The organism is Paraburkholderia sediminicola (genome assembly GCF_046030555.1).
Classification (GTDB): domain Bacteria; phylum Pseudomonadota; class Gammaproteobacteria; order Burkholderiales; family Burkholderiaceae; genus Paraburkholderia; species Paraburkholderia sediminicola_E.
Genome location: NZ_JAQQCH010000015.1, coordinates 74,659 through 98,178, shown reverse-complemented (window position 1 = coordinate 98,178; position 23,520 = coordinate 74,659). Strand labels below are relative to the sequence as shown.

Genomic DNA, 23,520 nt, shown 5'->3' with positions numbered 1-23,520 from the left:
ATCAGCGCGCGGCGTGTGAGTCGGCGCCGGCCGCCGATACCTGGCCGACGAGCGTGGCGTCGTGGGCCACGTCAGGCTTTGCGACCGTGAGCAATTGCGGCATGCCGCCGTCGCTTGCCGCCGATGATCGGGCCGGAGCGGTCGCCGCCGCCGGCGTGCGAACGTTCGGACCCGGCGCGGGTTGCGTGGGTTGCAAGGGTTGCGTGGACGAGGCCGGCGTTACGACAGGCGTAGTGATCACTGGTGTCTGCGTAATCGCCGCAGGTGTCGCGGGCGCAGCCGGTGCCATGGGTGCGCCAGGCGCCACCGGTGCCGAAGCTCCCGCTGCGGGCGCGGTGCGCTTCGTGCCTTCCATATGGCCGGTCAGATACACGTTCCCTTCACTGGCATCGTTAAAACCGTCGGTCGGTAGCGGATAGTGCTGCGGCAGCGGCTTGGCGAGACGCGGCGTCACGACGAACACCAGCTCGGTCTTGTCCTGCTCGTAGCTGGTGCTGCGAAACAGCGCACCGAGCACCGGCAGTTCCGCCGCACCGGGCAGACCCTTGATCGAGCCAGTCACGTTGCTCTTCAAAAGGCCGCCGATCGCGAAGCTCTGACCGTCGAATACCTGCAACGTGGTCGAGGCGCGTCGCGTCGTAATCAGCGGCAGGATCGACGTCGTGTTGGAGTTGCCCGCGCTGACCACCACACCGGTCGATGACAGCTCGGACACTTCCGGCGACACCTTGAGATTGATACGGCCACCTTCGAGCACCGTCGGCGTGAAGGTCAGACCGACACCGTATTGCTCTTCCTGCAGGACAATCGTGGTGCCGCCCGAGCCGTTGCTTTGCGGCACCGGAATGTAGACCTTGCCGCCCGCGAGGAAGCTCGCTTCCTGGCCGCTGATCGCCATCAGATTCGGCTCGGCGAGGATCTTCACGAGCTGATCGGTTTTCTGCGCGTCGACCGCGAGGTTGAGCGGCAGATTGTTGGCTTTCGAGGCGGTCAACGCACTCAATCCGCCGGACAGATAATTGGCCAGCAAGCCGAAACTCCAGCTGCCAATACCGCCCTGGATGTTGGCCGCGACGCCGAGCTGGTCGATCAATGTCTTTGAGACTTCGGCGACTTTCACTTCGAGCATGACCTGCTGCGGCGCGGCGACACGCATCATGTTGATGATGCGTTCGCCACCCGCCCCGCCGAGCGAGGGCGCCGGCGCACCCATTGCGCGAGGCGCGGCGCCGATGGGCAGCGGGCCGCTTCCCATGGGTGCGCTGCTTTGCAACGCGGCGGTCGGCCGGACTACGAAGGCGCGGGCCAATTCCATCACGCGCTCCGCTTTGACTGCATCGGAAACCGTGCCGGTCAGCACCAGCGTATCAGCGGCTGCTTTGACCTGAATTTCAGTTTCCTCGGGCATCAGCGCAGCGAGCGTCTGTTGCAGACCGCCCGGGTCCGCGCCAACGCTGACGTCGATAATCGTGCAGGAGCCGCTGCGGCCCTGCACGATCATATTGGTGGTGCCGACGTCCGTCCCGAGCAGATAAAGGGTTTGCGGCGACACCAGCATCGCCTGCACGATGGACGGATTGCCGACGGTGCGGGTCCGCACCGGCTCGCGCACGTCGATCATCGCCGACTTGCCGACCGGGATCGTAACCGAGCTATGTTCGGCGACCGGGCCGCTGCAATTAGGTCCGCGGCTGCTTTGCGCAGCACTGCCGGACAACGCGCCGCCGCCCATGCCTGTGGCGGCGATGGTCAGATGCACGGCGCCGTTTGACGCCATGGTAAGCGGCATGTCCGGCAAACCCGGCACGTTGCCCGCCATATTCTGGCCGGCCGCCTGCGCCGCCGGCAGCATCGACAGATACAGTCCGACCACCACACACGTGCAAGCTTCGGCGATCCGGGTCCGGCCGCGTGGTGAGCGCGCGTTCGCTTTGCGCGGGCCGAGCGGATCCTGCGGCGCGCAAGCGCGCTGATTGATTCTGGCGTTCATGTCCTACCCCCGTTATGTGCCGCTTTTTTACGTGCTGTACCTGGAGGTCAGTCACGCATCGGTCACGGCTTGCAGGCTAAGGCCTGTCAAAAGCATTCTTGTCTTGCGTCGGCGCCGTCGAGTACGCGCACGCAATTACCCGGTGCGCGCACCGCCACTTTTCGTACGATGTTCACCGGCTTCGGCTCCGGCGCGGCGACCACGGCAACCGGCATCTTCAGCAGCGTTGCTTTGGTCGCGCCTGCGGTATCGATGGCCAGCGGGTCGATCTGGTTGCGCAACACCAGCGAGAGCGTGCCGATGCTGCGTGCCAGGTCGATTTTCTCGGCCTGTTCCGGCGACACTTCGAGTGTCACCGCATCGACCACCTTCGGTTTGGTTTCGTCGCGGCCCACTTCCTGCGCGACGGCCAGCACGAGAATCTTCTCGAGTACGATCTTCGAAATGTTCTGGTCACGCTGGGCACCGGGATCGCGCGTATCTTTCTGCGTATTGACGATGATGTCGACGTAGTTGCCCGGCAGCGCGAAGCCCGCCACGCCAATCACGTCGTTCACACGCACCGTGATGGCCCGCTTGCCTTCGCCGATCACCGCCGACAAGCCGCCGAGCGTGCCAACCGGTGTCAGCTTCGCTTCGACAATCGGCTCACCGTGCAGCAGGCTCTCCTTGAGCACCCGGCCGTCGAGTTTCTGGGTGTCCGTGAAGGCGCCAGGCGGCACGCTGTTCGACGGCCAGTCGGTGAGTTTCAGGAAGTCAGGCCCGATCCGCTGACCGAGATTGATATCGGTTGCGGCCACCACCACCTTGGTGGTGGCATTCGACGCCTGCGAGACCATCCAGCGTGAAGCGAACACGACCGCGGTAAGGCCGGCCAGCGTCGCGATCAGCAGCATCGTTACAGCGCGCGCATTTTTCATTTTCAACCCCCGATTTTTTTGGCCTGCTGGTCAGCGTCACACGCTGTAGAACAACACGAGTGCGCTGCCTATTGCTATGGCCACTCCGTACGGCATGGACCCCGTCGTACTACTCGCGGCCACACCGCCTTGCCGCTGCTTTGCGCCGTATCCCGGCGTCGTGCAACTCATCAGCAACGCCGCCACCGCGCTCAGTCCGACGCGCATCTGGCGGCGCCGGAGCAATATTGCAAGCGACCCGATTCCACCAATCACACAAGTCGCCAGGCTAATTTCGAATGCGCCGTAAGCGCCGCAGAAAGCGCCGATCGCTGCCATCAGTTTCACGTCGCCCGCGCCCATCAGCCGCATCGCGTAGCCCGGCAAAAACATCGCACCGCCCACGAGTGTGCCGCCCAGCCACGTCTGCATCCCGCCGATACCACCCTGCGTGAACCATTGCACCGGTATCGCCACGATCAATCCTGTCGCCACCAACCAGTTAGGAATCCGGCGCGTTTGCATATCCCACAGTGCGGCGAAGAGCGCCAGCGTTATCACGCACGGCCCAACCGGAAAAGGAACCCCGTTCATTATCTGCTCCGCTTTGAGGATCGAATTGCCCTTCTTGCGTGTCTTTTAGCGCTGGGCCGTCGCTACCCTGTCTCGAAGGACCGTCGAGACAGGGCGAGCGATCGGTATGCGCCTGGTGCTGCGTGCTGCGTCAGGCTGCAGCCGTGGTGATGGCGGCCAACGAGTTCGAAATGGTCGTGAACACGCCTTTCAGACTCGTGCTCATTGTCGTCACCGTCCCAATGATTGCTACCGCAATCAGCCCTGCCAGCAGGGCGTATTCGATCGCTGCAACACCGTCTTCTTCGCGCAGGAATTGTTGGATCGTGTTCTTCATGCTAACCCCCGTAAGAGTGAAAGTTGACTTCAGTTCGTGCCGCCACAGTTGCCTGAAAACAGGTCTGCTGGCGCGGCGTTCAGGTCCGTCCATAGAGACGGAAAAAGTGGCGGGATCATCGCTTCACGTCGTCGCGGTCGCAAGTGGCCGATACCCCGTATCGATCATTCGCGCCGTACTGTATCGACGTCCGTTTTTCGCTGGCCCCGCCGCACCTCGTAAAGCGCGTTGAACTCCCCGACGCGTTCTACGAAGACTGTTGCTGCTGCCGGGATTTTTTCTGCTGCTTCCACTCGTGTGCTGCTTCCCGGCTGCAACGTGTTTCGCTTTGTGACTCGCTTATTGCACGGGCTATGCCATGTGCCCTCAAAGCCTTGCCGGGCGGAGATGAGTGATTCGGCACACCCGTGGAAGAGGGATTCGCATCGCGCGATGACTCGCGCCTGATACGCCGTGGATGGCCGTCTCGGCGGCCAGTCGTCGTGCGCCGTGCGTGATTTCTGGAGGATGGAAAACCCTTGGTCTCGATGACAGGCAATGGTTTGACGAATGCTCAGGTCAAATATGCCGATTCGCAATTCGATGAAGTAGCTTTTTCATGCCCTGGACCGGACCGTCGCAAGCCTGAGACGATGAGCCGCCGTTTGGGCCGATGTGTCATGGGGTCGACACGGCCGGCGCTTGCATCGCTATGTGCGCTAGCCCGCACTACGGGGGTTGACGGAGGATTTATGACTCGCTTGAACGTGGGACAAGCGACGCGCGGCGCGCATTTTCTTTGTATGAGGTAAGCGATGTGCCCGTTTCGCCTCGCGCGAGGCGGAACGCGTTGCTGGAAGCGCGTTCCGCAGCACAGTGGGCATGTACCCAACGATATGGTTTTGCGAGCGGCCGACAAAGAAACTTCGCGCTTCGCGCGCTGTACAGCGCCCGGATACTCGCGACGCACATTGCGTCCGGCTTAGCTCAGCACTGCTGTGAGAAGACGCGTGAATCGGCCGGATTTGATTCCTATGGCGCGCTGATCCAGCTCGTCGAAAAACTCAGGAGCCTTCGCTACGCGCCTCGCTCATCCCCCTGCGCCCGTGCGCAGACGCTCCAGTAATTCACGGCCCTGGCGGGTGAGTTGCAGCGTCGATCCCTGTGGATCGCGCTTTCGTATTTCCACTAGCTCGTAACGGCGTAACGCCAGCACATCCGGGTCAAAATCTTCCAGCCGCTTGTCCGTGTCGCCAAGCAGCATGAGCGTCGCGAGTTCGTGATGACTAAGCATCCGGCACCTCCATAGGTCGATACATGGGCGATGAGGACATCCTGGACACGTGACACTACAGTTCGACTACGGTTGTGTTTCGGTGGATTACCTGCGGCGCTGTAAGCGTCGACGGCAAACCGCTGCCGCGCCTTGAGGCAGAAGCGCCGTGGCGAACGAGCGAGTAAAGGGACGCAATACTTTACGCGCGCCTCGTAATTGGGGTCTGCGTAGGAGTCGCGGGACCGGCGGGCCGGATCGGTCGCCGGTCATGCCGTCATCCAGTTGTATCAATCTGCTTAAACGCTCAGCGCCACGGTCCGGGAAGACCCGGACCGTCGCCTCACAGCGTTGTCAGCACTTCAGTGATCGAAAGAAAACGTTCGACGTCGCTGGGCGCATGACAGTGCAGCGGCGAAATCCGCACCGCGCCGGCGAGATCGAACGACTTCAGCATCCGGCCCGAGTACAGGCTCGACGCGATTCGTTCGTAGACGATCACGCCACGTTTTTCGTATTCGCGCACGGCGTCGGTGGGGCTCAGGTTCGCGAAGCCGATACCGAGGATCAGATCGCGCTTCGTCAGATCGGCGTGGTCCCAGAATACGTCCACGCCGTCGAGCCGCCGCAAACCGCGCCGCCCGCCGCAACCGTCGAGCATGGCGGCGAGTAGCGCACGTTCGTGCAACTCGATACGTTTCATCCCCTCCACGAAGCGCTCACGGCGCGTATCCGCAGCGCTGAATTGCCCACCGATCCACGTCACGTACTCGACGATCTCGCTCACGACAGCAAACTGCGCGGGTGCCGGGCTGCCGAGTTCCCATATCCCTTCCTGCTTCGCGTCGAGGCGGTGATGCGGTAGAACGGCTACACGCGGCGACAGCCACGAGATGCCTGAGCCGCGGCAACCAAAGAACTTGTAGGGCGCGAAATTGATGCCACGAGCGTCGCGATGTCGAGCTTCGCGCCGGAGATATTCGATGCATACATGACGCTGAGCAGCGCCGTGTCCGCGTCAATCAACGACAGAATCGCCTCCACGTCCACCCCGCCCGTCTCCGGATTGCTGGGCGCCACACGCAGCGACTTACCCGTGCGTTGTGCGTAGTACGTCATCGCGTCGAAAGAAGACGGATGTTCGAGGATCGTCGTAACAGCATTGCTGCCCGGTACGTTCTCCATGATCGCGCGCACCATGTCGAACATCGCGCCCGACGCCGTCAACGACGTGTAGATGCTGCCGTCCTTCGCGTTGAGGATCGTGCGGATATCCGCCTCGCCGCGCGCCTGAACGTCCTAAAGATCGCGTGCGCGCGCGTGGATGCGCTCCGGGCAATCGGGCAGCGCGTCGATGCGCGCGAATGCGTCGACGGCCGCCTTGAGGCGGAACGAACCGCCCGCGTTGTCAAAGAAGAGTCGCTCGCTTCCGTCGGTGTCGTGGTCGACATGGTGAAACCGTGCTTTGATCTCCTGCATCAACGGTGCGGAAAAACTCGCCTTGGCTACTGCTCATCTGAATGCTCCTGATCTTTTCTGCTGAACGATTGTTGTGCGGGCCGTGCCCGCTCAAGCGTCGAGCGACGCGAGATACGCTTTACCCTTCTCCGCATCGTACTGGTGCTCCCATTTGGCGATGACAAGCGGCGCAAGCGCGTTGCCCACCACGTTAAGCGGGGTACGTCCCATGTCCATCACGCGGTCTACGCCGGCGATGAAAGCGAGCCCTTCGAGCGGCAACCCCGCGCTTGCAAGCGTCGCGAGCAGAATCACGAACATAAAGCCCGGTACGCCGGCCGCCCCCTTCGAGGTCACGACCATCGTCAATACGAGGACCATCTGTTCCTGCCAGCCAAGATGAATGCCATACAGTTGCGCAACGAACAGCGTGCCGATGCCGAGATAGATCGACGCACCGTCGAGGTTGAACGTGTAGCCGGTCGGCACGACGAAGGTCGTGATGCTCTTCGGCACGCCGTAATCCTCCATCTTCTTCATCAATTGTGGCAGCACCGTTGCCGAGCTGCAGGTCGAGAATGCGATGATCAGCTCGTCCTTGGCTCCGGATGATTCAGACGCGACCGGCGCTGCCGCCTGTCTCATACGTCGCGATGCATCGCGCGGAACAACCGCATTCGCTGAATGCCGAAATCGTTCGGCTCGCCGCGCAGTGCTGCGATTTCAGCTCGAACCTGCTCGATCCGGGCCGCGTCTGAGCGAGAGCGCGGCCCATTCAGCGATTCGTCCGGCATCGTGCCATCAAGGCAACGTGATCGGCACAGGACGTGTGAGCAAATCGACGTAGAGACTAAAGAAACGATTGTTGTCGAACTGCGTGACGTACGTGATCTTGTTCGGTGACGCGCCCGCTGCGGGTTGATCGGGGTAGACCGTCACGTGGCCCTGATCCTCGCCGCTCGTAGTGTCGATATCGAGGTAGGCACTCTTCGTTTGCGTGGCGTAGGTCGGGTCCATGAAATAAGCGATCGTGAGGGTATCGAACAGGTCGGTGTTGTCGGCGAACGCGCCTGCGTTCGCGATGCCGTACGCTCTCGTTACCGCGGTCTGCTTGCTCGGATTGTTGACGATCTGGTCGTACACGCTCTGCGTGAGCGGCACTGTATCCGTGACATCGAGCGGAATGACGGCTTGGGGAATCGTTGTTTGAAGAACGGTACGTACGGCAAGCGGATCAAACCACCAGTTCAGTTCGCCCACGGCATTCGCATTGCCCGGCACCGCCATCGCGCCGCCCATGTAGACGATCTGCTTGATCAGCGGCACGATCTCAGGCGCTTTCATGATCGCCGTGGCAAGATTGGTAGGCGGCCCGACCTCAAGAATGGTGACCTGATTCGGATAGCGCTTGATGGTCTGGATCATGAAATCCGCGGCGCTTTGCGTCTGCAGTTTCGTCGACACCGCGAAGCCGTCCGGCGGCGCCACAAGCTGGGACTGCTGGGTCGGTTCCGGCCGCATCCACGCGCCGAAGTAGCCTTGCGGATTGGCGGCCTGCTGCGCACGAATGCTCGCTACGTCGTATTGCAACGGATAGTCCGCGCCGCCGTAGACGCCCACCACACTCTGCACACCCATGCGCTCCACGGCCTTCAGTGCATCCGCCTCTTCCTGAAGTAACCAGTCGTTGCCGGTTACGACGGTCAAGCCCAACAGGTTGACCTTGGCCTGCCCCATCAACTGCGTGGTCATGGCGAACAACTGTCCATCGTCACCCATTGTGTTGAAGTCCGAATCGATGATGACCTTCGGCGCGTTGGCGAGCGGATCGGTGGTCGTCACACTGCCCCCACATGCGTCGAGCAGCAGTGTCATCATCAGGATACCTATATATTGTGATTTCATGTTTCGTCCATTTATTCCAGTAGAGATCGCGATCAAACCAGGGGAACACCATCCGGAGATGGTGCCGGTCATTCAACGTCAAGCTATCCAGAGTTGCGGGTCGGACTACCTCATGTCACAACAGGCATCCGCCTCAGGCTGCGCTATCCACTTCCGCGCGAGTCGGGATCGAAGGCTGCGCGCCGGCGCGCGTGACCGAAATCGAAGCCGCGCGTTGCGCAAGGCTGATTGCACCTTCCAGCGGCTGCCGGGCGGCGAGTTGCGCGGCAAAGACACCGATAAAGGTGTCGCCGGCAGCGGTCGTATCGACGGCCCGCACCTGCGGCGAGGGAAAATGCATGCCTTCGCCCCCTTCCGGCAACAGATAGGCCCCTTGCGAACCGAGCGTGACGATCACGTTGCGCGCGCCGCCGCGTTGCAGCTCCAGTGCCGCCCTTCTCGCGCCGCTTTGCGATTCGACCGGCAGGCCGGCCAGTATCGCGGCCTCGACCTCGTTCGGCACGAGGTAATCGACGAGCGGCAACCATTCCGCGGGCAGTGGGCCGGTTGCCGGCGCGGGGTTCAGCACGGTGATCTTGCCCAGCCGCCGGGCAAGGGCGAGTGTCGCGTGGACCGAATTCCAAGGCGTTTCCAGCTGGCAAACCACGACGTCGCTGGCCTTGATCGCCGCTTCGTGGCGGGCAACGCTGTCCGGCGTGAGTTCGCCGTTACTGCCGGCGACCACAACGATTGTGTTCTGCCCGTCGTCCGACACCGTCACCATCGCAACACCGGTGGGTTGCGCCGGATCGACCTCGACACCCGCGCAGTCGATACCTTCCCCTTCCAGATCCTGGACCCGCTGGGCGCCGTTCGCATCGTTCCCCACGCGTCCGATCATTGCCACGCGCGCGCCGATGCGAGCAGCCGCCACCGCCTGATTGCCCCCCTTGCCTCCGGCAACCTGCGAGAACTCATGACCGCCAATTGTCTCGCCGGGCCGCGGCAAATGCGGGGCGCGGGCGACCAGGTCGGTATTGATGCTGCCCACCACGAGCACCCGGCCCTGCTTCACTTCTTTCGACACTTTCATTCTCCTGCTGACCATCCACGTAGGGTGGCTGACGGTCACTAATGGTCAATATTTATGCGGCGCGACGTCGGCTTCTATACGTATCCAGCACGACGGCCACGACAATCACAGCCCCCGTGATAATGCGTTTGGTCGGCTCGGTCGCGCCAATCTGGGCGAGACCCGCGGCCAGCACCGAAATGATCAACACGCCAAAGAAGGTGCTGATCACCGAGCCCCGGCCGCCCATCAAGCTCGTTCCGCCGATCACGACGGCCGCGATCACCTGCAATTCGATGCCCGAGCCCGCATTCGGATCGGCAGCCTCGAGCCGCGAAATCTGGAACAGGGACGCGAGGCCAGCTAACAGGCCCATCATCGCGAATACGGCAATCTTGTAGGGGCGCGGGTTGACGCCCGCGAGGCGCACCGCTTCCTCGTTCGTGCCGATGCCGACCAGATAGCGGCCGAACACCGTGCGGGTCAGCACCAACTGCGCGGCGACCATCACGACGATGGCAATCAGGAACGCGGGAGAAATGCCGAACGCAATCGGGTTGGACAGGAAATCGAACGCATCGCCAATGTAGGCCGTGCGGGAGTTGGTGAGCTGATACGCGAGACCGCGGGCCGCTTCGAGCACGCCGAGCGACACGATGAATGAAGGAATCCGCCATGCCACGGTAATCGCGCCGGTCACGCAGCCCGTCAGGGCCGCGCCTGCCATGCCGAGCAAGGCGGCGGGCAACGCCGGCCAGTGCCACTGCAAGGCCGCGACGCTCGTGAGCGCCGCGCCGAGCGCCAGCACGGAGCCGACCGACAGATCGATCCCGGCGATGATGAGGACAAAGGTCATGCCAATCGACATCACGACCAGATCGGGAATCTGGTTCGCGATCGTGCTAAAGGTGTCGTAGCTCAGGAAGTGCGAGCTCAGCAGCGAGAACAGGACGATCATCCCCAGCAGCGCGCCGAGCAGGCCGAGGTAGTTCGAGAAACCCAGGCGCGTGCCGATCGGCTTCGCGTCTTTGGGCGGTTCGTTCTGCAACGTAGGCAGGCTGGTTGGTGCGGTCATGCTTCAATACTCCACAGAATTTGTGCCGGGCGCCGATGTGTCGGGCGCTTTCGCGCCGGGCGCCCGCGCGTCAGGTTCGATCGGATCGTGCAGCAGCGCGTCGCGTTTCGTGTAGCCCGCGAACGCCGCTGCGAGCAACGCGTCCTGGGTCCAGCTTCCGCGCTCGAACATGCCCGTCATCCGTCCTGCCGACATCACCCCGATGCGGTCGCAAATCGACATCAACTCGCGCAGATCGCTCGACACCACCACCAATGCGCGGCCTTCGCGCGCGAGCGCGCCCATCAAGGCATAGATATCGAACTTCGCACCGACGTCGATGCCGCGTGTGGGCTCGTCGAACAGCAGCACCGTGCAATCGCGCGCCAGCCAGCGGCCGATCACTACCTTCTGCTGGTTGCCGCCGGAAAGCTCGGACACCGGTTGCGACGGCCCCGCGCTGCGGATGCTCATCGCGTCGATCTGTTTGCGCGCCAGCGCCGCCTCGCGACGGCCGTCCACCACGCCGTTCTTCGACACCGCGCGCAGATGGCCGAGCGAGATGTTAGCGGCGATCGGCTGTGTCAGCAGGAGGCCCTCGCCTTTGCGGTCCTCCGTAATCAGCGCGATGCCGTGCTTCACCGCGTCCGACGGCGATGAAACCTTCACGGGTTCGAGCGGGCCGCCGCCATGCGCGATCGACACCGTGCCGGCATCCGCCCGATCGGCCCCGTAGATGAGCCGCATCAGTTCCGTGCGGCCTGCGCCGATCAAACCGCTGATGCCGAAAATCTCGCCGGCCTTCACCTCGAAGGACACATCGCGCACGACCGGCTCGCGGGTCATGCCCGCCACCTTGAGCGCCACGTCGCCGATGCGCCGCTCGCCGAGGTCGATCCGCTCGCCGATATCACGGCCGACCATCAGCGTGACAAGACGGTCGGCGGAGAGATTGACCATCTCGTCGACATGCACCAGCCGCCCGTCGCGCAGCACAGCAGCACGCCGCGCGATACGCTTCAATTCTTCCAGTCTGTGCGAGATGTACACCAGCGCCACGCCACGCGCCTTGAGCCGTTCGACCTGCTCGAACAGCAGGTCCACTTCCCGGGCGGTTAGCATCGCGGTGGGTTCGTCGAGGATCAGCACGCTGCAATCGCCGATCAGATTGCGCGCGATCTCGACCATCTGCTGATGACCGATGCCCAGCGTGCCGACCAGCGTGTCAGGGTGGATCGCGTCGAGTCCGACTTGCGCCATGGCATGGCGGGCGTCCTCGCGCAGTTTCGCGCGGTCGATCCAGCCGAACATGCCGCGCTGCGGTAAGCGGTTCAGGAACAGGTTCTCCGCCACCGTGAGGGTCGGCAGAAGGTTCAGCTCCTGCATGACCATGCGCACGCCGAGTGCCTCGGCTTCCTTGCGGCTGGCCGGCGCATAAGCCGCGCCGCCCAGTGTCATCGAACCGGTAGTCGGCGTGATGAGACCACCGACGATCTTGGACAAGGTACTCTTGCCCGCGCCGTTTTCGCCGGTCAGCGCCAGCACTTCGCCCGCATACAGTTCCAGCGAGATATCGGCGAGCACGGGCCCGGCGTAGGTCTTGCCGATATCTCGCACACTCAGCACGGGCGGGGTATCGGTCGAGGATAGGATGGGAGTGGACATCACATTGATAAAGCCCGACAAAGATCAGGCAACGGGGCCCGCCCGCAAACGGCACGGGCCACGCGTTGTGCCAATCTTACTTGGTGACCAGATCGACAGGCGTTTCGACGACGCCCGACAATTCCGACTGCTTCTTGTGTTCGGACAGTGCCTTCAAAGCCGTGTCGATACCGAACACAGCCTGCTTGGCGGCGTACTGATTGGCCGTGGCGAGAACGCGGCCGTCGGCGAGCATCGGCTTGATCGCGTCGATGTCGTCGTAGCCCACCACCTGCACCTTACCGGCCTTGCCAGCCGCGCGCACTGCGGAGACCGCGCCGATTGCCATGTTGTCATTGCCGCACAGCAGCGCCTTGACGTCCGGGTTGGCATTGAGAATCTGGCTCGCTACGGCGTTGCCCTTGTCGATTTCCCACTCACCCGACTGCAGCGAGACGACCTTCATGCCGCCCGTCGCCATGGCCTGCTTGAAGCCGGCCGTGCGTTGCTGCGCATTGGTGGTCGTCGAGACGCCTTCAATAATGGCGACGTTGTCGCCCGACTTCAGATGTTTGGCCAGATAGTCGCCTACCTTCAGCGCGCCCTTCGCGTTATCCGGGCCGACGAACGGGATGTTCAGGTCTTTCGACTTGAGCACGCCCGGATCCAGCTGGTTATCGATGTTGACCACGATAATGCCGGCGTCGACTGCCTTCTTGAGAACCGGCACCAGCGCCTTGGAATCGGCCGGTGCGATCACGAGCGCGTCGACCTTCGACACGATCATCTGCTCGACAATGCGAATCTGGTTAGCCGTATCGGTTTCGTCCTTGATGCCGTTCGTGACGAGATCGAACTTCGTGGGATTCTGTTTCTGATAGTTTTTCGCGCCGGTTTCCATGGTCAGGAAAAACTCGTTCGCCAGCGACTTCATCACCAGCGCGACCTTCGGCTTGTGAGCGGCCTGAGCGAACGCTGCGGGCATCGGCAGGATCGACGCTGCGAGAAAGGCTGCGCTGGCTACGATGACGCGACGCCGCGCCGGTTGGAAATGACGAATCATTGATGTCTCCGTATCGCTCGTTCGGTCTACGTACGGGTAGCCGTTGAGTCGCGTGATGGGTTGGGACGCCACACCTGCCGCCGGCGGCCGTGGAAACCCTCGGGTTTCTTTGCCAGATGCTGGGACGAGTATGGCCAAGTCCAATGCTATCCTCGCGATCCACGTTATGCTATGTCTAATTTCAAAATCGAGCGTTTCAAAAATGGAACACGTGGACTGGGACGACCTGCGGATTCTGGTGGCAATCGCACGAGGCGGGACCATGCGAGCCGCCGCCGCGGCATGCGATCTGAGCGCGCCGACCCTGTCGCGCCGCCTGAGCGAGCTTGAACGGCGGCTGGGCGAGCCGCTCATCGACCGGGTGCCGTCCGGTTGTACGGTGACGGCATTCGGCGCGCGCGTGCTGGCCTGGGCCGAGCAGATGGAAGATCTCGCCCACCGGATCGAGCGCGCCGCGGACGTGACCGGCGGCGCAGGCGCTCACGGCACGGTGCGGATCAACGCCGTGGAATGGCCGTCTTACATCTTGCTTAAGTTGCTCGGTTCGTTCCAGGAGCGGTTACCCGGCCTCGCTATCGAAGTGCTGACCTCGCGACGGCCATACAGTCTTGCCCGCCGCGAGGCGGACATCGCGCTGTGGTCCGAATGCCCTGACGAGGGCGATCTGTATGTCCGGCGCATCGGCAGAATCCGCTTCGGGCTCTTCGGTTCGCGCGATTACTATCTGCGCCACAAGGCGGCGATCACGAGGAAGGAATGGGACAAGCTGTCGTTCGTCGGTTATGACGACCGGCAGCCCGATCACCCCGCCATGCAATGGCTGAAAACCCTGCCGGGCGCGCCTGCGCCTTCGCTTCGAAGCAGCTATGGCATGGGCGTATTCGACGGCGTGCTGGGCGGCTCCGGGCTTGGCGTGCTCGCCCAGCTCGCGGGTGACACGACGAGCGATCTCGTCTGCATCGAAAAGCACATCAAGGCGCTCGACCAGGACGTGTGGATGGTGCTGCATCCCGCGCTGCGCGATAGCGAGCGGATCCGGACCGTGGCGAACCTCATCGCCGAGATCTTCCGGTAGCACGGACCCCGGCGCTCGCGAGGGGCGACGGCACCACGTGGTACGACACCGTACCGACTACATCGGCAAACAGGCGCACCCTCGACTCGTCTCGCCGCACGTCGGCGAACGTCGCGGCAAACAGCACCAAGTTACCCGCGCCGCATCACACTGCCCTGGGTGGCACAAAGGCGTGACAGTGACCGAACCGGCTGCGCCCGCAGCCGTCTGACGGGCGAATACGGCCTCGCTGGCCATTGAGGAACCTCGGCCATGGAGACGCTGACCCACGATCCGGTCAAGCAGCCGACTCGCCCAAAACTGCTTCAGGTGATGGGCCCCGGCCTCATTACCGGCGCCTCGGACGACGACCCGAGCGGTATCGCCACCTACTCGCAGGTCGGCGCGCAGTTCGGCTATGGCCTCGTGTGGACCCTGCTGTTCAGCTATCCGCTGATGGCCGCGATCCAGGAGATCAGTGCGCGCATCGGCCGCGTCACCGGCTGCGGCATCGCCGGCAATTTACGGCGGCACTATCCGCGCTGGCTTTCCACCAGTGTCGTCATCCTGCTACTGATTGCGAACATCATCAATCTGGGCGCGGACCTCGGCGCGATGGGCGCGGCGCTCAAGCTGCTGATCTCGGGCCCTGCGCTGCTCTATGTCTGCGGTTTCGGCTTGCTCTCGGTAGCGCTCGAAGTTTTTACGCGTTATGCGCGCTACGTATCGATACTCAAATGGCTGAGCCTGTCGCTCTTCAGCTACGTGATCTGCGCATTCGTCGTCAAAGTACCCTGGACTCAGGTGGGCTGGGCCGTGATCTGGCCGCCGCTTTCGGCCAAGCCGGATTACATCGTTGCCATCGTTGCGGTCATGGGTACGACGATCAGCCCTTACCTGTTTTTCTGGCAAGCCGAACAGGAAGTTGAAGACGAACTGGAAAGGCCCGGCGCCCATCCCCTCACTCACGCGCCGTGGGAAGCCCCTGCCGAGTTCACGCGAATCCGTATCGATACCTATTTCGGCATGGCGCTGTCGAATACCATCGCGTTCTTCATCGTTGTGACCACAGCGGCGACGTTGCATGCTCACGGGCTCAACAATATCCAGACCTCGGCCCAGGCTGCGGAAGCGCTGCGAGCGGTCGCGGGACCGTTCACGTTTGTCATTTTCGCGGCCGGCATTATTGGCACCGGTTTGTTAACGCTGCCGGTACTGGCTGGCTCGGGTGCCTACGCGGTGGGCGAACTGTTCGCGTGGCGGGTCGGTCTTGCCCGCCTGCCGCTGCAGGCAAAAGCGTTCTATGGCGTGATCGCCGCTGCGACGGCCGTCGGCGTCGGGCTGAACTTCACCTCGATCGACCCGGTCAAGGCGCTCTTCTGGAGCGCGGTGCTCAACGGGGTGGTCGCCGTGCCGGTGATGATCGTCATGATGCATCTGTCGATGCGCACCGGCATCATGTCGCGCTTCACGTTGCCGTTGACGCTACGTGTTCTCGGCTGGGTGGCGACCGGTGTGATGGCGACTACGGTCGTCGCGATGAGTGTCTCGTGGTTTGCATAAGCCATGCGCTCAAAGGCGCTCGCAGCGGCGTAACGATCTACCTCTATTCGTCCAGGCCGTTGTGCGCGCAAGACTTCGATTTCATCGAGCAGATCGAGTGCGAGCGCAATACCCGCGGCGTTAATCTCGAGATCGTGCGCAAGGTGCCGGGCAGTCCATCCGCGGCGCAATGATGACCCCTCGAAGCGCGGTGCATCCGTCCCACCGGCGTATTTCGGTTCAATGACGTCTAGTCGGTACGATGCCGTACCGGATTTACCCTTGGATAAGCGGCTCATACGCCATGCGGAAGTCGTCGTGCACGCCACCGTACAGACGCGCATCACGATGCGTGCCAGAGTGATTGCTGACCCTGTATGCACCCGCGATTTCCAAACCGCTTTCGCGCGACAGTCCGGCGAATCGCTGCGCCCGAACGACACAATCCTCGCGATGGTCGCGCATGAACTGCCCGGTCCACTAGCGCCGCTGCGGCTTGCCGCCGCAAAGAAGGGACAGTCGCAGCGCGCGACGTGTCCCGCTCAGGTCATACAGATCAATGCCGAGTGTGCAACCGGCACCGCTCGATCGATCAGCAACTGGGCCGCCGGCTGCTGTTGAGCATCGACCGTTTGTCATCCAACGACTCCGGATGAAGCAGGAGTTGATTGCCAACATGCTCAGCGTGCGCCGTTCGGGTGTCACCGAAACGGCCATGAAGCTGCAGGATGCGGGATTGATCCGCTACAGCTATGGCCATATCGAAGTGATCGACCGGGTGGGTCTGGAGCAACACGTGTGTGAATGCTATGGCGTGTTGAGGCGCGAATTCGACCGTCTGTTGCCCGATCTGAGAGCCGTTTAGACCCGCGCGCAGTAACCGGCTTACCCGCTTGTCTTGCGCAGTTATTGAACTCACCGAGGCCCACATGTATAAACATATTCTGGTAGCGATCGACGGCAGCGAAACATCTGAGCACGCATTCGACGCTGCGTTACAACTCGCGAGCGAGAGCGGCGCGCAATTGCAACCACTCTATGTCGTCGATAACCCGCTGATGGCGTATGACGCCTCCGGCTACGATCCGACGATACTGCGTGACGCGTTCGTGGAAGAAGGTCAGCGATTGCTGGCGGACGCACTGGCCCGCATGAAGCAGGAAAATGTGGCCGGCACACCGCGGATGGTAGACGTCGCGCCGATCGGCGAGGATATTTCGGAGCGTATCTGCATCACGGCGAACGAGTTCAACGCGGACCTGCTGGTGCTCGGTACGCACGGCCGGCGCGGCTTCAAGCGTCTGTTTCTCGGCAGCGTCGCCGAACGTGTGGTGCGCAGTGCGTGCTGTCCGGTGTTGCTGGTGCCAAGCCGGCAGGCGCAAAACACGCACGTAGAGCCGGCCAAACCCGGCCACGCCGACGTCGCTGCAGCGATGTACGAAATGCCGCGCTAGAGCGGCAACAGAGTACCGTTGCGGCGATCGGCTATGCCGCGATGATCACCTTCAGCGCGTGCGTGTCTGCAGCATGCTCAAAGGTCTCGTAGGCATCGAGAATCTGATCGAGCCTGAAGCGATGCGTAATCAGAAGCGCGAGATCGAGCTTGCGGGCACGCAACGTGTCCAGCAGCATCGGCGTACTGACGGTATCGACCAGCCGCGTGGTGATGGTGATGTTACGGTCCCACAGGTGTTCGAGATGAAGATCCACCTTGACGCCATGCACGCCGATATTGGCGATCGTCCCACCCGGCGCGATGATGGCCTCGCACAACTCGAAGGTAGCCGGAATGCCGACCGCCTCTATTGCAGTGTCGACACCGCGGTCGGCAGTGAGTTTCATGATCATCTGGACTGCCTTGCCGTCCGTGCTGTTGATCACTGCCGTGGCACCGAAACGCTGCGCCGTTTCGAGCCGGATGTCATCGAGTTCGACCATGATGATCTGGCCCGGAGAATAGAACCGGGCTGTGAGCAGCGCGGCGAGCCCGATCGGACCGCTGCCGACAATAACCACGGTACTGCCGGGCTGCACCTTCCCATTGAGCACACCGCACTCGAAGCCCGTCGGCAGGATATCGCTTAGCATCACCAGCGCTTCTTCGTCGGCGTCGTCGGGAATCCGGTAAAGACTGGTATCCGCATGCGGAATCCGCACGAACTCGGCTTGCGTGCCGTCGATCCTGTTGCCCAGAATCCAGCCGCCGCTGACGCAATGGGAATACATGAGCTTGCGGCAGTACATGCACTTTCCGCATGCGCTGATGCACGAAATCAGGACGCGTTCACCCGGTTTGAACGCCGTGACGCCTGCGCCGACCTGCTCGATTACGCCGGTACCTTCATGGCCGAGCACGCGGCCGGGCTGGCAGGTCGCGACGTCACCCTTGAGAATGTGCAGATCCGTGCCGCAAATTGTCGTCTTGCTGATCTTGACGATGGCGTCGGTGGACGCCTCGATCTCTGGTTTGGGCCGTTCTTCAACGGCCTTCCTGCCTGGACCAAGATAAACGAGTGCTTTCATTGCCAGTAACTCCAATTGCATTGGATCGGCCCGTACGCAGCGACGCATGTCTGTTCGGGCAGTTGAACTGACGCGCGGCTGTCATCGCCTGCAACTACTCTGCCGCGGCATGCGGAAAAAGTCGGTACGGTGGCAGACCGCATTGCTGCCGGCCGAGCGCGTTAGCCCGACCGCGTACGGCACCGTACCGACATCGCGCCAGGGCGCGAGCAACGTGTTTTAACGCGGCCAGGCGAGCAGGCGAAATGACGCCAGCCGCTTGGGCTAGAACTCTTGCAGCACCTTCAATCGCATCTCATTCAATGAGCACTCCGCAGATTCGCTCCGCCCACACCCCGCCGATGCCGGGAAGCGACGCCTTGCTGCCGAAGCAGACGCCCGCTACCGAGACGGGCATCGTGCACATTGCCCCCGGACTGCTCGGCAGAACCTCGCGGCTGCGCTCGCTGATGTTCTGGATCGTAGGACTGGTGGGCTTTCTGGCTGTCATTCTGGTCGTGCTGCATTTTGGCTCATTGCAAAAGATGGCCGAACTGGTGCGATCGGCTCGGCCCGGCTGGCTGCTTGTCGCGCTTGCCGTACAGTCGGCCACCTATGTCAGCGCCGCGTTCGTATGGCGCGAAGCCTTGCGCCGGGCTGGACATCCGCTGCCTCTACGGACTCTGGTTCCGCTCGGCATCGCCAAGGTTTTCACCGATCAGGTACTGCCGAGCGGCGGCATCAGCGGCACGATGCTGGTGGTGCGCGGCTTGATCGGAAGGCGCGTCCCTGCCGAGATTGCGATGGCTGCGATGCTGGTCGGTCTGGTGTCTTACGACATCGCCTATCTGCTCGTGGTGCTCGCAAGCGCCAGTGTGCTGTGGTTCCAGCATCGAATGAACATGGCACTGATCGTCGGTGTGGCGATCTTCGCGATCGTCACGGTGGCGCTACCGGCTGCCGTGCTGGGACTCAAACAATGGGGCACACGTGCGCCAATCGCGTGGCTCAGCAAGTGCCTGGGCGTCACCACACTGCTTCAGGAGTTGACCGACGCACCCACTCGCCTGCTGCGCAGCCCGCGCCTGCTTATCCAGACGGTGGGACTGCAACTGGCCATCTTCATACTCGACGCGTCGACGCTCTGGCTTGCGTTCAACGCAATCGGCGAAGTGCCGCCGCTGTGGGTCGTGTTCGTCAGCTTCGCCATCGCGTCGATGGTGGCAACGATTGGTCCCATTCCGGTCGGCCTGGGAACTTTCGAGGCCACCTCCGTGGGGATGTTGAGTTTGCTCGGCGTTTCGGTAGAAGCTGCGCTGGCCAGCACACTCCTGCTGCGTGGCCTGACCTTCTGGCTGCCAATGCTGCCCGGCATCTGGCTGGCACGCCGGGAAATACGGCGTCACTAGCAGGCGCTAATCGTGTTCGACGTCGTCAGGTCCACCCACGACATGCCTTCCTTCAACCCTTCCAGCACGGCCTCCTGCGGCGTACCGAAAGTTCGGTCGTGAGTGAATTCACGCACGATCGCGCCATCGGGCGCGGCAATGCATGTGCCGATCAGGCAGCCGAATTCAGCGCCGCTTTTGCGCGCGCAAGCCTTGACCGTCCAGCCGCCGCCGTCCACCTTCCCGGACATATCCATGAAGTTTCGCCTCGTGCAGAATTCAACATCGTGAAGTTCGACGACCCGCGTTCACACGCTGCCTAACCGATTTTCAAACGCGCAAACATGGGAAATCAAAGCGCGACCGCATGCCAGAGATCGTGGTGACTGGGAAACACCGAGGGCTCCCGATAACGGTGCTCGCGTGGGGGGAGGAAGTCGGTACGGTGGCGTACTGGGCTGTCCAGCGCAGCCGGGTACAGCGTTGCTAAACTGCAGATTCCGAAACATGCATTACATTCGCGCGCTTTCCCAACGGGGTGAGCGGGATCCGCTTCGCGCCGGACGCGAATCCGACGCGGCCGGTTGTCAGCCGTTTGTATGCGGACCTGTTCAGGGGAATGTAAGGCTCGTGCCCTTCCGCGAAGCGGCAGAAAAAAATGGAATAAACAGCAACTCGACGTGTTTGCCCCTACATAGACGACAACAAGCAGGCGGTCCACGGCCGAAAAGCAGAAAAGCTTCTGAGCAACGCCAGTAGCACGTGGATCACATAGATGGACAAGTAAAGACGCAGTTTCTCAATCACATAAATAGTCAGATTCGATCACTACTAATTAGGTATCCAAAATGAAACGCAACCTTGCTATTACCTTTTCGATTCTTCTCCTTGCATCTGCCGGTGCAGTCACGCAGGCATCGGCACAGGAAAAGACCCGCGCGGAAGTGCGTCAGGAACTGATTCAGGCAGAAGCCAACGGCTCGCGCCTCGTGACCGACACGTCGTATCCCGAGATCAACCCGATCTTCTCGCAACGGACTGCGCGCATGACGGTGAACACGAGTGGCGAGGGTTCGGCTATGTCGGGTTCGACGGCGGCAGGTCAACGCGCTTCCACAGCACCCGTTTATGCGGCAGGCGCGGCGATGACGGCGTGTGTCGGCCCCGCAGGTTTCTGCACACCGTATTTCGGGAGCTAACTGCCGACGGTGCGCCACGGGGTTCTGTTTAGTATCCGGCATGAACAGTACTCCTACTTTTTTTCGAAGAATCAACCGGTTTTCTCTCAATACCTGTAACCATCTCAACTAAAAAACGGAGTGTCTCATGAAAGTTTTGCCTCTCGTCGCCTCGGCCGTGTCATTGTCGGCTTGTCTTTTCGCTTCGACCGGTGCGATGGCACAGGACGCCCAGCCGCAGAATGTCCCGGTCCACAACATCGTGCTCGTACACGGCGCATGGGTGGACGGATCAGGCTGGAAACCGGTCTATGAGCGGCTGACCAAAGACGGCTACCACGTCACCATCGTGCAGGAGCCGCTGAGCTCACTCGAAGACGACGTCGCCGCAGCCAAACGCGTTCTCGACCAGCAGAACGGGCCAACGATCCTCGTGGCCCATAGCTATGGCGGCTCGGTCATCACGGAGGCCGGCGTGCATCCGAACGTCGTCGGGTTGGTGTACGTGGCCGCGCACGCGCCGGCCGTCGGCGAAGATGAAAGCACGCTCGGCAAAGGCATGCCGAGTTACACGTCAAAGCAGCCGGGCGCCATCATGAAGACCGGCGATGGCTATACGTTCCTGAACCCCGCGGATTTCCCGAATGATTTCGCCGCCGATCTGCCGCTCAAGGAAGCCCAGTTCGAATCGCACGCGCAAATCCTGACCGCCGCGAAGGTCTTCTCGACACCGATGACAGTGGCCGCATGGACCAGCAAGCCGAGTTGGGGCATCGTCGCGGCCGATGACAAAATCATCAATCCCGACCTCGAACGCTGGTACTACGCGCGCGCCCATAGTCACACGACCGTACTCGCCGGCGCGAGCCATTCGGTCTATGAATCACGCCCGAAAGAAGTCGCCGCGGTAATCGAGGACGCGGCCAAGCACGCCCAGTTATAAGTGGATCGATGCGTCAAGTTATATCGAGACCAACGGACTTGGGCATTGAGCCCGCAGAAAGATTGATGCGAACACCCGCACGCTCGCCGATGACTTTGCGACATGCGGGTCATCGGCTGCTGCGGGCAAACCGTTCGTCGAAATCGCGCGCCAGCATCCCGACTGAAATTTCGCCGAACCGTGCAAGCAGCGCAGCTTCAGCCTCTCGAATCGTTTCTGACAAACCGGCGTTGACGGCTTGCTCGACGAGACACTCGGGGTGATCGTCCGTCAGCAATTCGGAAAAAATCGGCGGCTCGCCGACTGCCCGATAGACATCCAATAACGTTAGCTCATCCAGATTTATCGACACAACCCAACCACCCCCGTGCCCTTTTTCCGACTGCACGTAGCCCTGATCTCTTAGACCAGCCAGCATTCGCCGCACCACAACGGGATGAGTGCGAAGCATCTGCGCGATCGTTTCAGACGTCAGCGGACCATCGTGCCGATCCATGTGAATCAGGACATGCAGCATCCGCGACAGGCGGCTATCCGTTCTCATTTATCGCCTCGTGTTCAAGCAGCATAGCGGACCACCCCACTCACGCAACATTAAGAGTTGCGTGAAGTATAACACCGCCCTATCATGCAACTCATGATGTTTCATGAAACTGCCGGCGTCAGTTTGGCGAAGACCGATAAGCGTGAGCGTCGGCGTGATACAGGAGAGAGGAAATGCATACGCAGCATGATGTGATTGTTGTGGGCGGTAGCTTTGCTGGCTTGTCGGCTGCCATGCAGCTGGCGCGCGCCAGGCGGAAAGTTCTCGTGGTCGACGCCGGATTTCCGCGCAATCGATTTGCTTCGCACGCTCATGGATTCTTCGGCCAGGATGGCAAGCCGCCTGCGGAGATCATTCGCGAAGCCGCTTTACAGCTTGCGGCCTACCCAACGGTTCAATGGGTCAAAGGCGAGGCTGTCAGCGCTCGACGGACCGACAATGCTTTCTCTGTCGCGCTTTCGGACGGCCGGACTGAATTCGCTTCCCCGCTCATTCTCGCTACGGGCGTGCGGGACGAGTTGCCATCCATACCTGGATTGCAGGAACGTTGGGGCACGACGGCGCTGCACTGCCCCTATTGTCACGGGTACGAAGTTCAGGACCGGCGTCTGGGCGTGCTGGGCAGTCACGCGCTGTCCGTTCATCAGGCGCTTCTCGTTCCCGAATGGGGTCCGACAACGTATTTCACCCAGGGTACCTTCGAACCCGACGCCGAGCAGATCGCACAACTGGCCGCACGCAATGTTCGCATCGAGCGCTCACCGGTGACGGAACTACTCGGCCAAGCACCAGAACTCGAAGGGCTTAGGCTCGCCGATGGCCGGGTTGTCGCGATCGACGCATTGTTCGTCGCGCCCAGAACGCACATGAGCAGCTCACTCGCGGAGCAACTCGGATGTGCATTCGATGACGGTCCGCTTGGCGCCGTGATCAGGGTCGACGATCTGAAGCAGACGACGGTCGAGGGCGTTTATGCCGCAGGCGACATAGCCAACAAGATGACCAACGCGACGTTTGCGTCCGCGGCCGGTGTGATGGCGGGCGTCGGTGCGCACCATTCGTTGGCGATGCCAAAGCACAACTAAGCACGATCACGGCACGCACTCCGTGCTACATCATTACGGCGCACTATGGCGGCCCGAA

25 protein-coding genes and 4 pseudogenes are annotated in these 23,520 nt (G+C 61.8%); 11 read left to right on the top strand and 18 right to left on the bottom strand.

What is annotated here, in order from left to right; translation table 11 throughout:
• Window position 1: 1 nt before the first annotated feature.
• The 9 genes and pseudogenes from PQQ52_RS21625 to PQQ52_RS21585 form a co-directional block, all read right to left on the bottom strand.
• Window positions 2–1,990: a type II and III secretion system protein family protein gene (locus PQQ52_RS21625; protein WP_408215606.1), complete on the bottom strand. Its 1,989-nt coding sequence runs from the start codon at window positions 1,988–1,990 to the stop codon at window positions 2–4.
• Window positions 1,991–2,076: 86 nt separating this feature from the next.
• Window positions 2,077–2,910, bottom strand: a complete 834-nt coding sequence (gene cpaB, locus PQQ52_RS21620) for a Flp pilus assembly protein CpaB (RefSeq protein WP_408215604.1) — start codon at window positions 2,908–2,910, stop codon at window positions 2,077–2,079.
• Between the two features lie 36 nt (window positions 2,911–2,946).
• On the bottom strand, window positions 2,947–3,483 hold the full coding sequence (locus PQQ52_RS21615) for an A24 family peptidase (RefSeq protein ID WP_408215602.1): 537 nt from the start codon (window positions 3,481–3,483) through the stop codon (window positions 2,947–2,949).
• A 130-nt stretch (window positions 3,484–3,613) separates the two neighbouring features.
• Window positions 3,614–3,799: a Flp family type IVb pilin gene (locus tag PQQ52_RS21610; RefSeq protein ID WP_408215600.1), complete on the bottom strand. Its 186-nt coding sequence runs from the start codon at window positions 3,797–3,799 to the stop codon at window positions 3,614–3,616.
• Between the two features lie 1,069 nt (window positions 3,800–4,868).
• Window positions 4,869–5,072: a hypothetical protein gene (locus PQQ52_RS21605; protein ID WP_408215598.1), complete on the bottom strand. Its 204-nt coding sequence runs from the start codon at window positions 5,070–5,072 to the stop codon at window positions 4,869–4,871.
• A 322-nt stretch (window positions 5,073–5,394) separates the two neighbouring features.
• Window positions 5,395–5,838, bottom strand: coding sequence for a hypothetical protein (locus PQQ52_RS21600; protein ID WP_408215595.1), 444 nt, complete (start codon window positions 5,836–5,838; stop codon window positions 5,395–5,397).
• 83 nt (window positions 5,839–5,921) lie between these two features.
• A complete protein-coding gene (locus PQQ52_RS21595) occupies window positions 5,922–6,278 on the bottom strand; it encodes an aminotransferase class V-fold PLP-dependent enzyme (RefSeq protein ID WP_408215592.1) in 357 nt (118 codons plus the stop codon).
• 72 nt (window positions 6,279–6,350) lie between these two features.
• The gene (locus PQQ52_RS21590) at window positions 6,351–6,533 is read right to left on the bottom strand and encodes a hypothetical protein (RefSeq protein ID WP_408215589.1); all 183 of its coding nucleotides are present in this window, start codon (window positions 6,531–6,533) and stop codon (window positions 6,351–6,353) included.
• A gap of 87 nt (window positions 6,534–6,620) precedes the next feature.
• Window positions 6,621–7,109: pseudogene (locus PQQ52_RS21585) on the bottom strand (cation:dicarboxylate symporter family transporter); the annotation flags it as partial.
• Between the two features lie 2 nt (window positions 7,110–7,111).
• Here PQQ52_RS21585 and PQQ52_RS21580 point away from each other — a divergent pair.
• Window positions 7,112–7,267 (top strand): annotated as a pseudogene (locus PQQ52_RS21580) (LysR family transcriptional regulator); the annotation flags it as partial.
• A gap of 43 nt (window positions 7,268–7,310) precedes the next feature.
• Here PQQ52_RS21580 and PQQ52_RS21575 read toward each other — a convergent pair.
• The 5 genes from PQQ52_RS21575 to PQQ52_RS21555 all read right to left on the bottom strand — a co-directional run bounded on the left by PQQ52_RS21575 (window position 7,311) and on the right by PQQ52_RS21555 (window position 13,226).
• On the bottom strand, window positions 7,311–8,414 hold the full coding sequence (locus PQQ52_RS21575; RefSeq protein ID WP_408215586.1) for a nucleoside hydrolase: 1,104 nt from the start codon (window positions 8,412–8,414) through the stop codon (window positions 7,311–7,313).
• A gap of 133 nt (window positions 8,415–8,547) precedes the next feature.
• A complete protein-coding gene (rbsK, locus tag PQQ52_RS21570; RefSeq protein WP_408215583.1) occupies window positions 8,548–9,480 on the bottom strand; it encodes a ribokinase in 933 nt (310 codons plus the stop codon).
• A 58-nt stretch (window positions 9,481–9,538) separates the two neighbouring features.
• Window positions 9,539–10,540 carry an ABC transporter permease gene (locus PQQ52_RS21565; RefSeq protein WP_408215580.1) on the bottom strand — a complete coding sequence of 334 codons (1,002 nt, stop codon included), beginning with the start codon at window positions 10,538–10,540 and terminating at the stop codon, window positions 9,539–9,541.
• A 3-nt stretch (window positions 10,541–10,543) separates the two neighbouring features.
• Complete coding sequence (locus PQQ52_RS21560) at window positions 10,544–12,184, bottom strand: sugar ABC transporter ATP-binding protein (RefSeq protein ID WP_408215578.1); 1,641 nt, start codon at window positions 12,182–12,184, stop codon at window positions 10,544–10,546.
• Window positions 12,185–12,260: 76 nt separating this feature from the next.
• On the bottom strand, window positions 12,261–13,226 hold the full coding sequence (locus tag PQQ52_RS21555; protein ID WP_408215575.1) for a sugar ABC transporter substrate-binding protein: 966 nt from the start codon (window positions 13,224–13,226) through the stop codon (window positions 12,261–12,263).
• 130 nt (window positions 13,227–13,356) lie between these two features.
• Between PQQ52_RS21555 and PQQ52_RS21550 the strand changes: the two genes are divergently transcribed.
• The 3 genes from PQQ52_RS21550 to PQQ52_RS21540 all read left to right on the top strand — a co-directional run bounded on the left by PQQ52_RS21550 (window position 13,357) and on the right by PQQ52_RS21540 (window position 16,016).
• Complete coding sequence (locus tag PQQ52_RS21550) at window positions 13,357–14,301, top strand: LysR family transcriptional regulator (protein WP_408215825.1); 945 nt, start codon at window positions 13,357–13,359, stop codon at window positions 14,299–14,301.
• A 252-nt stretch (window positions 14,302–14,553) separates the two neighbouring features.
• Window positions 14,554–15,843 (top strand): NRAMP family divalent metal transporter, encoded by a 1,290-nt coding sequence (locus PQQ52_RS21545; RefSeq protein ID WP_408215572.1) that lies wholly within the window; start codon window positions 14,554–14,556, stop codon window positions 15,841–15,843.
• A complete protein-coding gene (locus PQQ52_RS21540; RefSeq protein ID WP_408215845.1) occupies window positions 15,831–16,016 on the top strand; it encodes a hypothetical protein in 186 nt (61 codons plus the stop codon). Before PQQ52_RS21545 ends, PQQ52_RS21540 begins: the two co-directional genes overlap by 13 nt.
• On the opposite strand, the pseudogene PQQ52_RS21535 reads toward PQQ52_RS21540, so the two are convergent.
• A pseudogene (locus tag PQQ52_RS21535) lies at window positions 15,966–16,121 on the bottom strand (hypothetical protein); the annotation flags it as partial. The gene PQQ52_RS21540 and the pseudogene PQQ52_RS21535 overlap by 51 nt on opposite strands.
• Between PQQ52_RS21535 and PQQ52_RS21530 the strand changes: the two are divergent.
• The 3 genes and pseudogenes from PQQ52_RS21530 to PQQ52_RS21520 all read left to right on the top strand — a co-directional run bounded on the left by PQQ52_RS21530 (window position 16,105) and on the right by PQQ52_RS21520 (window position 17,276).
• On the top strand, window positions 16,105–16,443 hold the full coding sequence (locus tag PQQ52_RS21530) for a hypothetical protein (RefSeq protein WP_408215842.1): 339 nt from the start codon (window positions 16,105–16,107) through the stop codon (window positions 16,441–16,443). The pseudogene PQQ52_RS21535 and the gene PQQ52_RS21530 overlap by 17 nt on opposite strands.
• Window positions 16,380–16,687: pseudogene (locus tag PQQ52_RS21525) on the top strand (Crp/Fnr family transcriptional regulator); the annotation flags it as partial. The gene PQQ52_RS21530 and the pseudogene PQQ52_RS21525, both read left to right, overlap by 64 nt.
• A gap of 64 nt (window positions 16,688–16,751) precedes the next feature.
• Window positions 16,752–17,276 (top strand): universal stress protein, encoded by a 525-nt coding sequence (locus PQQ52_RS21520; protein ID WP_408215570.1) that lies wholly within the window; start codon window positions 16,752–16,754, stop codon window positions 17,274–17,276.
• Between the two features lie 31 nt (window positions 17,277–17,307).
• Here the strand turns inward: PQQ52_RS21520 and PQQ52_RS21515 are convergent, their stop codons facing one another.
• Entirely contained in the window at window positions 17,308–18,345 is a 1,038-nt protein-coding gene (locus PQQ52_RS21515; protein WP_408215567.1) for a zinc-dependent alcohol dehydrogenase family protein, read from the bottom strand.
• Window positions 18,346–18,647: 302 nt separating this feature from the next.
• Between PQQ52_RS21515 and PQQ52_RS21510 the strand changes: the two genes are divergently transcribed.
• Window positions 18,648–19,733, top strand: coding sequence for a lysylphosphatidylglycerol synthase transmembrane domain-containing protein (locus PQQ52_RS21510; protein ID WP_408215564.1), 1,086 nt, complete (start codon window positions 18,648–18,650; stop codon window positions 19,731–19,733).
• Here the strand turns inward: PQQ52_RS21510 and PQQ52_RS21505 are convergent.
• On the bottom strand, window positions 19,730–19,969 hold the full coding sequence (locus PQQ52_RS21505) for a UDP-glucose 4-epimerase (RefSeq protein WP_408215561.1): 240 nt from the start codon (window positions 19,967–19,969) through the stop codon (window positions 19,730–19,732). The genes PQQ52_RS21510 and PQQ52_RS21505 overlap by 4 nt on opposite strands.
• A gap of 591 nt (window positions 19,970–20,560) precedes the next feature.
• Here PQQ52_RS21505 and PQQ52_RS21500 point away from each other — a divergent pair.
• Entirely contained in the window at window positions 20,561–20,911 is a 351-nt protein-coding gene (locus tag PQQ52_RS21500) for a DUF4148 domain-containing protein (RefSeq protein WP_408215559.1), read from the top strand.
• A gap of 127 nt (window positions 20,912–21,038) precedes the next feature.
• On the top strand, window positions 21,039–21,833 hold the full coding sequence (locus PQQ52_RS21495) for an alpha/beta hydrolase (RefSeq protein ID WP_408215556.1): 795 nt from the start codon (window positions 21,039–21,041) through the stop codon (window positions 21,831–21,833).
• A 109-nt stretch (window positions 21,834–21,942) separates the two neighbouring features.
• Here the strand turns inward: PQQ52_RS21495 and PQQ52_RS21490 are convergent, their stop codons facing one another.
• Window positions 21,943–22,377 (bottom strand): Rrf2 family transcriptional regulator, encoded by a 435-nt coding sequence (locus PQQ52_RS21490; RefSeq protein ID WP_408215553.1) that lies wholly within the window; start codon window positions 22,375–22,377, stop codon window positions 21,943–21,945.
• A 173-nt stretch (window positions 22,378–22,550) separates the two neighbouring features.
• On the opposite strand from PQQ52_RS21490, the gene PQQ52_RS21485 reads away from it, so the two are divergent.
• On the top strand, window positions 22,551–23,462 hold the full coding sequence (locus PQQ52_RS21485) for an NAD(P)/FAD-dependent oxidoreductase (protein WP_408215550.1): 912 nt from the start codon (window positions 22,551–22,553) through the stop codon (window positions 23,460–23,462).
• Window positions 23,463–23,520 lie beyond the last annotated feature (58 nt).